The sequence below is a fragment of the Rhodococcus sp. ENV425 genome (assembly GCF_002887785.1).
Taxonomy (GTDB): Bacteria; Actinomycetota; Actinomycetes; order Mycobacteriales; family Mycobacteriaceae; genus Rhodococcus; species Rhodococcus aetherivorans.
Window position 1 is genome coordinate 25,646 of sequence record NZ_PCZU01000244.1, and the last position, 10,512, is coordinate 36,157.

General features: G+C 65.7%; 12 protein-coding genes. 2 read left to right on the top strand and 10 right to left on the bottom strand.

The window, feature by feature from the left end; translation table 11 throughout:
* The first annotated feature begins 807 nt into the window (after window positions 1-807).
* Together CQZ88_RS30015 and CQZ88_RS21365 are read left to right on the top strand one after the other, a co-directional pair.
* Window positions 808-975, top strand: coding sequence for a hypothetical protein (locus tag CQZ88_RS30015; RefSeq protein ID WP_180987058.1), 168 nt, complete (start codon window positions 808-810; stop codon window positions 973-975).
* Window positions 976-1,194: 219 nt separating this feature from the next.
* Window positions 1,195-1,383: a hypothetical protein gene (locus CQZ88_RS21365; RefSeq protein ID WP_102800268.1), complete on the top strand. Its 189-nt coding sequence runs from the start codon at window positions 1,195-1,197 to the stop codon at window positions 1,381-1,383.
* Between the two features lie 154 nt (window positions 1,384-1,537).
* Here CQZ88_RS21365 and CQZ88_RS21370 read toward each other — a convergent pair whose 3' ends face one another.
* From CQZ88_RS21370 to CQZ88_RS21415, 10 genes are all read right to left on the bottom strand, one after another.
* Complete coding sequence (locus tag CQZ88_RS21370) at window positions 1,538-2,467, bottom strand: hypothetical protein (protein ID WP_102800269.1); 930 nt, start codon at window positions 2,465-2,467, stop codon at window positions 1,538-1,540.
* 164 nt (window positions 2,468-2,631) lie between these two features.
* Entirely contained in the window at window positions 2,632-4,548 is a 1,917-nt protein-coding gene (locus CQZ88_RS21375; RefSeq protein WP_102800270.1) for a Fic family protein, read from the bottom strand.
* Window positions 4,545-4,769, bottom strand: coding sequence for a hypothetical protein (locus CQZ88_RS21380; RefSeq protein WP_006947241.1), 225 nt, complete (start codon window positions 4,767-4,769; stop codon window positions 4,545-4,547). The genes CQZ88_RS21375 and CQZ88_RS21380 overlap by 4 nt, the downstream gene beginning before the upstream one ends.
* Window positions 4,770-4,834: 65 nt before the next feature.
* Window positions 4,835-5,392, bottom strand: a complete 558-nt coding sequence (locus CQZ88_RS21385; protein WP_102800271.1) for a DnaB-like helicase N-terminal domain-containing protein — start codon at window positions 5,390-5,392, stop codon at window positions 4,835-4,837.
* Window positions 5,389-5,661 (bottom strand): hypothetical protein, encoded by a 273-nt coding sequence (locus CQZ88_RS21390; protein ID WP_102800272.1) that lies wholly within the window; start codon window positions 5,659-5,661, stop codon window positions 5,389-5,391. Before CQZ88_RS21390 ends, CQZ88_RS21385 begins: the two co-directional genes overlap by 4 nt.
* 265 nt (window positions 5,662-5,926) lie before the next feature.
* Window positions 5,927-7,396, bottom strand: coding sequence for a ParB N-terminal domain-containing protein (locus tag CQZ88_RS21395; protein WP_102800273.1), 1,470 nt, complete (start codon window positions 7,394-7,396; stop codon window positions 5,927-5,929).
* Between the two features lie 149 nt (window positions 7,397-7,545).
* Window positions 7,546-8,013 carry a hypothetical protein gene (locus CQZ88_RS21400; RefSeq protein WP_102800274.1) on the bottom strand — a complete coding sequence of 156 codons (468 nt, stop codon included), beginning with the start codon at window positions 8,011-8,013 and terminating at the stop codon, window positions 7,546-7,548.
* Between the two features lie 451 nt (window positions 8,014-8,464).
* Window positions 8,465-8,806 carry a hypothetical protein gene (locus CQZ88_RS21405; protein ID WP_072816384.1) on the bottom strand — a complete coding sequence of 114 codons (342 nt, stop codon included), beginning with the start codon at window positions 8,804-8,806 and terminating at the stop codon, window positions 8,465-8,467.
* The gene (locus tag CQZ88_RS21410) at window positions 8,803-9,624 is read right to left on the bottom strand and encodes a ParA family protein (RefSeq protein ID WP_258008712.1); all 822 of its coding nucleotides are present in this window, start codon (window positions 9,622-9,624) and stop codon (window positions 8,803-8,805) included. Before CQZ88_RS21410 ends, CQZ88_RS21405 begins: the two co-directional genes overlap by 4 nt.
* A gap of 461 nt (window positions 9,625-10,085) precedes the next feature.
* The coding region (locus CQZ88_RS21415) for a hypothetical protein (protein ID WP_258008713.1) at window positions 10,086-10,512 on the bottom strand (427 nt) is incomplete at its 5' end.

Below are 10,512 nucleotides of genomic sequence, written 5' to 3' on the forward strand. Positions count from 1 at the left end.
CGAGTCTGAGCGTGGGTGTGTGCGGCCGCGTCGGCCGTCGTCTGCGCGGGTGTGTTCCCGTGCCATTCGGTGCTCGGCGCGTCAGCTGTGGTCGATCGTGTGCGGAATCGGCCGCGTAGTGCGGTGAACATCGTTCCCCTCGGTGCGTTTCGGTGGCTTCTCATCATGCACGCCACCTGTGGACTCGACCACGCATCGGCTCTGGACGGATGTGATCACGCGGCACCCGGGCCCAGGTGGGTAGACGAAGCCGAGGCCGGGCCACGACGTCGCCGCCCTGCCATCGGTCGAGAGGAGGCCCCTGCGCGCTGGCATGAGGCGGCAGGCCGATGCTTCCCGAAGTCCGCTGTGAGCATCCCTCCATCGACCTGCCGCGCTCCCACCATAACGCGCCGATTCGAAAATATGTGCGAAAATCTGTCATGTGGTGTCCTACGAACGCGCACCGAAACGGTGCCCGTTCGGGCACCGACTGGGACCACACCGGGGGGTCGTGGGATGGACACCGTGTACCTGCGCGACGGCTCTGCGCCCGTCAGGAGCCAGCGGACACCGCACTTACCTGTGCATCGTCTGCGAGGCGGAGATCGCCATTCCGCCCCATACGGGACCACGGTTCTCCGAGGTGCAGTGGCCGCCGAGACAGACACAGGAGCAGCCAAGGCCCGGCTCGTCGGGTGAGCGAGCCGGCCGGAGCGCAGACGGAATGACCCGCCAGAAGCTAGAAAATTAGCTTCGCTAAAATTGTGGTTTGAACTGGGAAAACGACACGTCCCGTTCTGTCGTGTCGATCGGAGAAGCATCACCATGAAGCCCGGCGACCAGGTGAAGGTCAGCGCACGCGGCACGTTCGTGTTCACCGTCAAGGACGTCGATGAGGACACCGGCATGGCGATGATCGAGGTCAACGCCGACAGCCCGCTCACGTATCCGTGGCCGGCGCGCGTGAGCGATCTCGTGCCTGTCGAGGACTGACTGCGAGAGCTCTTCCTCCTGCCGGTCGCTCTCGCTTCACCTGTTTGGTGCCGATACGCACTTCCGCTACGGTGACCGCTGCAATCACCGAGTTCCCCGGTAGGTGAGTGATTCCCTGCCGGGTCGAAGGATGGTCCCCGGCGCCCCCCGCCGGGGACCATCGCTTTTTCGCTGATGGGTTGTACGTACAGCGGACGACACGGCGGCTACCCTCGGCGCGTGGAGGACAGGACGCGAGCCATCGGCGATGCCGCCGATGCGATGACCGACGATGAGCTCGAGACCGCGATTGCGGCACTGCACGCTCGTGAGCGGGAACTTCTCGTCGCCGGGGACAGCGAGGCGGCGTTCGATCTGATGGGCACGAAGTTCGTTCTGCTGTTCACGCTGGAAGGTCGGCGGCGGTAACCGACTATTGTACGAATTCGGTTTTTTCTTCATTTCTGTCTGCTGCGGTATTCGTAGAGGGGTCTGTAGAGGCAGATTCGTACAAGGCCACTGCGCGGCTGACGTATCCCTCTCGGTGGCCGTTCAGGGTTCAGCGCGGCGCAGGCGCTTTCGATCATGAGCTCACGCGGGCAACCCGGGCGCGGTAGTCGCGACCGGCGGCGCGCAGTGCGGCGGCAAGTTCCGTTCGACTGACTCCCTGTTCCATCAGCTCTGTGGCGTTGCTGTCGGTGACCGGGTGTGGGGTACCGGCAGTGGCGGCATAGCGGATGCGCTCTTCGAGATCGTCCGGCTCGTGGGCCGGCTGGTTATCAAGGTATGAGCTGGTGATGACCTCGATGGGGGCTGTGATGCCGTGTTCCGGGGCGATCCGGCGGGCGCTGGCGGTGAATGCGGAGATGTAGGCGGCGCGGTCACTTGCTTCGAGTTCGTCGACGGCGAGCTGTTCGTCGGCCAGGGCACCCGATTCGGGGCTCTCGTCATCCACCTCGAGCATGCGCCCGTTGATCTCGTCGAATGCCTCTTGTGCGAGATCGGCCAACCCGAAGCGGTCCCATTGTTCGTCGAGGTCGAGCGGGACGCGTACCGGTTCGGTACGGCGCGCAGGAAGGTCCTCTTCCGCTGCGGCACCGGTGATGAGCTGGTGGATCAGGTCGGCTTCCCACGAGGTTGGCCTGCCGCGGAGCAATCCTTCGACCGATCCCATGTTGGCGGCGACCACGACCAGGATGTCGGCGAGGGTATCGGCAAAGTCGACCTGTGAGCCGTCGCTGCGGGTGCTTCGGGCGAGGGCGGTCAGAGCTTCGATGGCGGCGGCTTTGGTCTGCGGGTCGATTCCGGTGGTCGAGGGCTGCCGCTTCCCGGCACGGGCCGGCGGTGCGGTGGGGGTGCTGGTGGCACTGTCGGTGACGGCCCGAAGGGCGTCGGGAAAACTGGTTCCGGGGTGCGCGGCTTGGTACGCGCGGGCGGCCTTCTTGCGGGCAGAGTTCTTCGTCATGGCGTCTCCGTTCACAACACTCGTGATGCCGCCCGCATCGGTCATCACTGGTGGACGACGGTAGGCGCAGGTGGTTGCAGATCCGGGGGACCTTGCCCTCGAGTGCTGGCCGTGGTGATGCGGGCACCGATGGCAGCGTCGGGGTCAGCCGTGCAACGCGGCTCTACGCCAGTAGTAACACGGCTGGCCGACACCTTCACGCCTCGTCGGCCTTATAGCTGCGGCCCGAGGTGCAGATCGGGTGTGGGTGGTTGGTGTTCATGTATGGCCGGAGGTCGGCTGTTCGGTTGTGGTGGTGTGTGGTGGATCTGCGGTGGTCCGTGGAGGGCCTTTGCTGTTGAGAGCGGGCCCTGCTCCTCCCCTACCTCGTCGGCATGTGTGAGATTCCGGCGCGGTTCGCCGTCGGTGGGATTCGGTTTCGCTGCCTCTGGAGCATCGTCGGTCCTGGTCGACGTGGCGTGACCAGGTTCCTCGGCCGCCTGAATTGCGGTGGTCAGCGGCTTGTAGGTCTCGTTGCGTTCCGGGGAGTTCTCCAGCAGGGCGTAGCTGCGGTGCGCTAGCACATCCCAGTGCCTCTCGTACCGTTGCGCGGCGGCGACGGTGTCGAGGTTCGGGGCGGCGGCGGGGAGCTCGGTGGTGGTGGCACGGGCGAGTTCGGCGGCGAAGGCTTCCCGGCCGGCAACTCGCATGGCGTCCTCGAGGGCCGGGTCCGGTTCGATGCCTTCGGGGGGATCGTCGTGGTAGTTGGCTGCGTGGGTGGCGGCACGGAGCGCTTCGGGGTCGATGGTGCGCCAGTCGATCGTGCGGTCGGGGTGGTCGTGGACGAGCTGGTCGGTCATAAGTGCGACGGCGACCGACTGGACGCCTTCGGTTTCCTCCTGGATAGCGGCAATGTGGCGTCCGAGCTGATAGGGGTCGGTGAGAGTGTTCTCGTCCGGGGCGTCGATCACCGGGCTGGTGTAGGCGGGAGTGTCGCTGACGATCGGCATGAAGTCGGTGTGTAGCTCACGGTGGATGACACTTGCGTGTAGTTCGCTGCCGTCACCGGTGATTTCGCGGTGGGCAAGGTAGTCGGCGGTCCGCAGTGCCAACTCCCAGGTGATGAGGCGGCGCAGCCGGGCGGGGTCGCGCTCGTCGAAGGCATTGACCGGGGCTCCGGTGTCGTAGCGCATGGTGTTCTTGCCTGCTGGCGGGTCGAACAGGTCCTTGTAGCGGTGGTTCGGCTCGGGTAGTGCTGCGGCGGCGCGTTCGGCCGCGAGGGTGGAGGTGCCCTCGAGGATCCGGCGTACAGCGGCATCGTGTTCGGGACCGTAGTCGGTGCGTTCGGCCAGGTTCAGGCCGATGCGGACCAGGGCGTGAGCGTTGTCGAGTTCGGCTCCGCTCAAGGATCGCTCGCGGGGGATCTCCCGGAAGGTCTGGAAGGCCGTGTAGGGGCCACTGCGGTCGCGGTCGTAGTCGCGCATCATCGCTAGGTGGCTGACCAGGGAAAGAGCGGGTCGGCCGGGCGCAGGCTCGATGGGTGCGTAACCGGTGACCGGCACGACGGCGGGGGCGAGGACATCGGCGAGCAGTCTGGGGTCTCCGCTCTCCGCGGTGACGTAGCGGGCTGCGGACAATGCAGCGAGATCGACGCGATCGGTGTCGATCACCCATCCGGCCTTGATGGCGGCGCGCCGGAACAGTTCGAATTGGCTTCGAGAATTTCCGTCGGGGAAGGGATGGATTTCCGTCATGCGTGCCCAGTAGTCGGCGAGGCGGGTGACGAAGGTGCGGTGATCGAGTCCGGTCAGGTTGTTCTCGTCGGCGAGGTCGGCGAACAGTTCCTCGACGTCGGTGGCGGTGTCCTCCGGGCTCGAGTGCGTGATCGGAAGGTTCCCCTGCGTGGTGGCCACGGTCTTGTACTGGCCGGCCCATGAGTACACGCGATACAAACCGCGCCGGTGGATCTCTCGCAGGAAATCGCCGGTGAACTTCTCGGGCGATGGGACCTGCGCGAACTCGTACATCCCAGCCGCGAAGGCTCGGTCCTCGATGCGTTCGAGTAGGCGTGCATCGGTGATGCCGAGAAGGTTGATTCGGACGTCGGTTCCGGGGATGTAGCCCTCGGATTCGGCGGCCGATGCGGTCACTCCGCGTCCTCGCTGTGCGGGAGGAGCTCGTTGATCAGGTCGTCGAGCGTTTCACCGGCCTCGAGCCTGTCGATGATTGTGCGGGGGTCTTCGATGTCGAACTTGCCTGCCATTGCGTTGGCAGCGCGGATGTTCTGGGCGATGTGGTTCTTGAGAGCTTCTTCGCCGTGTGGGGCGAATATCTCTCGGAGTGTCTGATCGTGGTTTTCCTTGTCGGTCATGGTTTCCCCCTCGCGAGCGTCGGACTGTCAGAGCGGAGGCAGGCTCCCCTCCCCCATCGCTATGTCTACTTGATGTTTCCGACGGTAGGCGTAGCGCCGATACGGGCGCGAACGTGCTCGAGCCGGCGGGTGGCGGTGCGTTGAGCACGGCCGATGGCGACCATGTGCTCGAACAGGTCGGCTTCGGGCAGGGTTTCCGCGGCCTCGGTGATGGCGGCTCCGGCGGTGCGAAAGCTGCGGCGGTAGGCGGCGCTGACGACGGCATGGGCGTAGTAGGGCGCGGCGGTGGGATCGGCGCCGGCGGTGGTGACAGTGGTCAGAGCGTAGGCGAGTCGGCGGCCGTGGTGACCGGCGAGCCGACCGTGGCGCTCGAGGTGGGCCAGGACCATTGCGGGGTCGTGGGGCTGGCCGGTGCTCATCAGTGCGGCGATGGCGTCGAACAGTTCGGCGTGGAGTGGCTGGTGGAAGTCGTCGGTGGGGAGCAGGTCCACGATGTCGGCGGCCGCGGCGCGGGTGGAGAACAGCAGCGCGCACAGCAGCAGGGTTTCGGTGTCGGCGTCTGGGGTCGCGAACTCGTCGGCGCTGCGGTAGCGGTCGAGATCGGTCTGGTCGGTGACGGTCATGCGCTGATCCGTTCGTCGAGGGCGTCGGCGATGTCGAGCACGGGAGTCGGGTCGGGGTGGCCGATGGCCGAGGGGCCGATGGCGGCGCGAGCGATGACGCTTCCGTCGATGGTGATGGTGACTGCGCTACCGGCGGGCGCACCGTAGGCGAGCGCGAGCGTGCGCGCTGCTTCGGCGGCGTCGGAGGCGGCGGCCGCGTGGGTGAAGGTGCAGCCAGAATCGGAGCGCGCGAAGGTGGGCGCGGTCAGCGTGACGGTCCAGACGATCATTGCGGCGCTCCTTCGGCTTGACGGGGTTTCCCCAGGTACTCGTCCATTGTCGCTTAATTATCATGCTTTGTGAAGACTTTTCGATGAGTTTTACATGATTAGGTGGTTATTTTTTGATTCTTTTGTGATGCGTAGGCGAGGGCCGTGCCGGAGCTGTCGACCGGGGTTCGATGCCCCGGTCGACGGCCATGCGTGCCGGGGGCCGGCACCCGGCGAGTGGTCTGGCCCGGTGGGCGGCCGACACGACCGCCCACCGGAAGGGGCGTTACTGCTCGTCGAGGGGGTCGAGTCCGGCGGCGCGGCGCTCGATGTCGGCGAGGGTGTAGCCCTGGGCCTCGACGGCGCGCAGGTAGAACTGCGACAGGTCGGTGGGCTTGCGCCAGTGCTCGACGCCGACCTGGGACTCGAGGGCGATGAGGATGTGGGCGCGCAGCAGGACCAGGGCGCGGGGGTCGGTGGCGCTGGCGAGCTTCGCGAGAGTGTCGAACGTGGGGAGCATCTGTTCGGCCAGGGTGCGAGCGTGATAAGCGGCGGGGATCTGGGGCCACTTCATCAGCACTGTTGCCACGAATGAGACGGTGCCCTTGGGGGCGGTCTTGCGGGTGGTCTGCTGGGCGATCCACTTGCGGCGGACCTCGGTAGCGGCTCGCCATTCGCGGTTGTTCTCGATCACTTCGCGCCTCTGAGCTGCACGGTCCTCGGCACTTTGTTCCTGTTCCGACTCGGCGGGGCGGGGGTGTCCCCACCAGGTGCGCCAAGGGGTGTCTTCGATATTGACGACGTGCCAGTACAGCGTGGCCTCGTGGTCTTCGACGACGTTCTCGCGGGGAATCATCCATTCCTCGCGGGCATCGCCCTCGGGTAGCTCGTCCACGATGTAGTCCGCGTCGATCTCGTCGCCGCTCTCACGGTCGAAATAGGTGGTGCAACTGTAGACGTACAGCCCGAGGTGTCCGAGGGCGGCGACTTCTTCGATGGCGGGCGTGTTGCCTTCTCCGTCGGTGACGCGCTCGACCAGCTGGCTGGTCCCCTCCCCCACTCTCTCGTGAAGAGCACCGAGCGGCACGGCGGCGATGGAGTGTTCTGCGAGGTACGCCTCGGCGCGGGCCAGTGCGGCGTTGCGTTCGGTGCGGCGCAACCGTTCGGCGGCGAGTGCGTGGTCGAGTCGTCCACTGCCGATGGCCCACTCGATGCGGCGGACGGCAGCGGGATCGTCGCCGAACTCGGCGAGGGCGGCGGCTTGTTCGATGGTCAGCTCGCCTCGTTGCACAGCGTCGCGCTGCTCGGTGTCGCGCAAGGTCAGGGCCGCCTCGATCTCGATGCGGGACGCCTTGGTGCGACGGGCGATCTTGGTGGAGGCCAGTCCGTGGTCGGCCAGAGTCTCGAACAGGGCCAGGCGTTCGCCGTTGGTGATCGCGGCGCGGTGTTCGTTCTCGCTCCACTGGGTGACGAGCCGTTCGACGGCGGCGTCGGTGCCATCGCCTTCGTCGCCGACGATGAGGGCGGGGATCTGGGTCAGCCCGGCCTCGAGAGCTGCGGCGGTACGGCGGTGGCCGGTGAGCACGCGCAGGGGTCCGGCGGCGGTGCGGCACACAGTGATGGGGGTCAGAACCCCTTGCTCTGCGATCGACTCGCGGAAGGCATCGGTCAGGCGCAGGTCATGGCGGATGTTGGAGTCGGTGAGCAGATCAGCGGGGTCGACGGTGGCGAATTCGGCGGTGCTTCCGTTGTTCATGACTCAAGTTTACATCTGTTTTGATGATTTTTTGATGATTTTTTGGTTCTTTTCTCGTGCTTTTCTGGTGACTGTTGTCACATTTTTTGCGCTCTGAGCTGGGGTTTTCCGTGAAACGACAACGGCCCCGCCGGGGCGGGGCCGTTGGTTTAACCTTCTGTGCGGTCGTGAATGGGCAGGATCATGGATCGGTGGCCGAGGTACCGCTCGGACAGCTCGCCCAGTCTCGAGTCGGAGGTTCCGGCGTAGTTGCCTCCGAACATCACCACTCGCCCCGCCTCGGTGAGTTCGTACCGACGACGGTCGGCGTTCCATTCGACTCCGACCAGAGCGGCATAGCTGCCTTCGATGAAGGCGTGGCGTCGAATCCGTACGGCGACGGTGGGGCTGATCCGCTCACGGCCGCCGACGTGGCTTCGCACTCCGTGGGGGGTGCAGCCGGACGGCAGTGACGTGATGCGGCCCGTGCGGGCGCGGCGCTCGTCGAGGACGCCGACCAGAAGAAGAGTGTCGGCGGCGGAGCTGACACCGCCGTTGGTGCAGTCGCCGAGGCGGTGGGCGCGGTAGACATCGAGCAGGAGACCGGCGGGGGGATGGTCGTTCTCGTTGTTGTTCATGACTCTGGTTTACATCTGTTTTAATGAGTTTTCGATGTTTTCCTGGTGCTTTTGCGGTGCTTTTCTGGTGACGCTGGTCCCACGTTTTTAGGCCCTGACCTGCGGTTTGCTGGTTTATTGGGTGGTTCGGTGGCGGTGGGGGAGCGGGTACCTCGGTCGGTCGGTGCTGCCCTTGGTGAACCGGGCGCGGTGACTGCCGGGCAAGGGCGGGTTTTCCCTTGCTCGGTGGTCGGCGGGTCCGGTAGGCCATGTGTGGCGACCCGGGCGCGGTGCACGCGGAGCAGCGGGAACCTTGGGAGGGAGGGACAGTGGTCCGGGGGGGGCGGAGCCCCCGGGGATCGGTAGAGCGATGCGGGTCGGGCCGGGAGTTTCTGTGCCTGTACACGAGGCCCGCATAGACCGAAGGCCCCACCAGGAGGTCGGGGCCTTCAACGGTGGGACTGTGGTGCGGTCAGTCCTCGTCGGTGCTGTCGTTCTTGCTGCCGCGGGCTTTGCGCCGGCGCACCTTCTCCACCTCGGGGAAGGGCTCGCCGCCGTTGTATTCCTCTTCGAGCTTGTGGGTGTACTCGGCGATGGCGGCCTCGATGAAGCTGTTGAGACTGCCGTGTGCGCCGGGGTAGACACCGCGCAGACCCTTTTGAGCGTTGGTCGCAGCGTCGATGACGGATTCGGCGAGGGTGAACGTGCGCCGGGTCAAGGTGGGTTGCTGCACGATCTTCTTCGGTGCTGCGGACCGTGCCGGGACGTTCTCGTCGGGAGCTTCGGCGTCGAACATGCTGCGGATGTCGCTCATGACTTCTTCCTTTGAGTAATGGTGGTGGCCAGGTCGTCATAGACCAAGGCGTGACGCCAACCGTCCTTCGTGTCGGCGAGGGATACTCCGTCGTTGACGGCCCTCTTGATCGGCTCGGCGGATCGGACGCTGCCGAGGACGGGGATGCCGGCCTCGGCGAACTGAGTGGTCCAGGCGCGAGCGAGGACCGTTCCGGACTGCACCTTGTTGAGGATGGTGCCGCGGACCCACAGCGTGCTGTTGTGCCGCTTCTTGATGCTCTGGGCGTACGAAGTCACGCCCTGCATGGCCGCGATGCTGAAGTCATGCGCTTCGTTGAGGACGATGAGCTGGTCAGCAGCCACGAGCGCGCACATCTCGAGGGCATTTCGCGTGGGGGAGCAGTCGATGAGGATGTAGTCGTAGCGGTCACGGATCGGCTCGAGGGATTCCCGCAGGACGTGGGGGCCTTCGATGGGATCGTTGGTGATGTTCTTCTCGGCGGCGATGAGGTGGGCCGCGTTCGCAGGGGCGGCGATGAGATCGACGCCGGGGCGTATTGCATCGAGGATCGCCTCGGCAGCGGGCTTTCGGGTCTCCGGGTCTATATCGACGATGTGATCGGCGGTCACCTTCGCTGCGGCACGGAGGTCGGGCTGCAACTTGGTGAGGGTGTGGGTGAGGTTGCCGGAGGGATCAAGATCGACCAGGAGCACCTTTTCGCCGGCACGGGCGAGGGCTTCACCGACGTTGAGCACGGTGGTGGTCTTGCCCACCCCGCCCTTCTCGTTGCCGATCAGAATGATTTTCGAACTCATGGCCTCCCTTTCCTGATGCAATAATACATCATTTCTGATTCATAAAGCGTGCTTTTCTGGTTCTTATCGGATGGCGGTTTCGTGACTGTTGCGGACTGGGTGGTGTTGCATCTGTTCAGGTGCGGTTTTCATGTCAGTGGTGGATGGAACGGCGACGGCCAGGGCTCGATGCCCTGGCCGTCGGCCACCGCTGCCACTGGGGTGGGGATGGTGGGTTGAATCTGGTTGCGTTCGCGGGGTTTCCAGTCCTGTCGGCTGGTGCGTGACGCTAGCCAACATCCAACACTATCGGTGGCGCTCGTGCACAGGGCGCCGCTGGGATTCGCGTCGGCTCGTGGTCGGCGGTGGGGTCTGTGCGGCGCAGCCGCTCCGTCGGGTTCGGTTCTCGGCCGGCCTCGCGGTGGTGGCAGACCGTAGGGGTGTGGCGGATGTGGCGGCGGCCCGAGGCGGGGCCGTGAGGGGCGTCCGGCTCGGGCCGTGTGTCAGCGGATCTCGCGGCACTGTCGGCATTCCCACCCTTGGGGGCGGAGAAGGCAGGTTCGTCGTTCTTCGCAGAGCCAGCAGGTCTGGTTGGCTTTTTCGGCTTCGCCGCGTTCCTGCGCTGCGGCTTTTTCGTGTTCGGCTGTGCGGCGTTCTCGCTCGGTGTCCAGGTCGTTGCGCTGGGCCGCGGTGGATAGCGCGCGCATCATGCGGTAGGCGGCGGCGGTGCCTGCGTCTCGTTCTGCGAGGTCGGCGGCGGTGTAGCTCGGGGGTCGGTCGGCTTCTTGCAGCATGGGTCCGAAAATCGTGCGGCAGGTCTGGCAGGGGGTGAGTTCGTCGGTGACGGGCTGTTTGCATCCGGGGATGATGCACTCGGCGAACAGGGATTCGGCGGCCATGGCGTCCTCGCGGCGAGTAGGAACCGGCGGC

What these genes read in the sequence shown, in the direction of transcription:
- CQZ88_RS30015 (WP_180987058.1), top strand. Translation starts at nt 808, where the DNA reads ATGAAGCCCGGCGACCAGGTGAAGGTCAGCGCACGCGGCACGTTCGTG.
- CQZ88_RS21380 (WP_006947241.1), bottom strand. Translation starts at nt 4,769, where the DNA reads ATGACCGACAAGGAAAACCACGATCAGACACTCCGAGAGATATTCGCC.
- CQZ88_RS21385 (WP_102800271.1), bottom strand. Translation starts at nt 5,392, where the DNA reads ATGACCGTCACCGACCAGACCGATCTCGACCGCTACCGCAGCGCCGAC.
- CQZ88_RS21390 (WP_102800272.1), bottom strand. Translation starts at nt 5,661, where the DNA reads ATGATCGTCTGGACCGTCACGCTGACCGCGCCCACCTTCGCGCGCTCC.
- CQZ88_RS21395 (WP_102800273.1), bottom strand. Translation starts at nt 7,396, where the DNA reads ATGAACAACGGAAGCACCGCCGAATTCGCCACCGTCGACCCCGCTGAT.
- CQZ88_RS21400 (WP_102800274.1), bottom strand. Translation starts at nt 8,013, where the DNA reads ATGAACAACAACGAGAACGACCATCCCCCCGCCGGTCTCCTGCTCGAT.
- CQZ88_RS21405 (WP_072816384.1), bottom strand. Translation starts at nt 8,806, where the DNA reads ATGAGCGACATCCGCAGCATGTTCGACGCCGAAGCTCCCGACGAGAAC.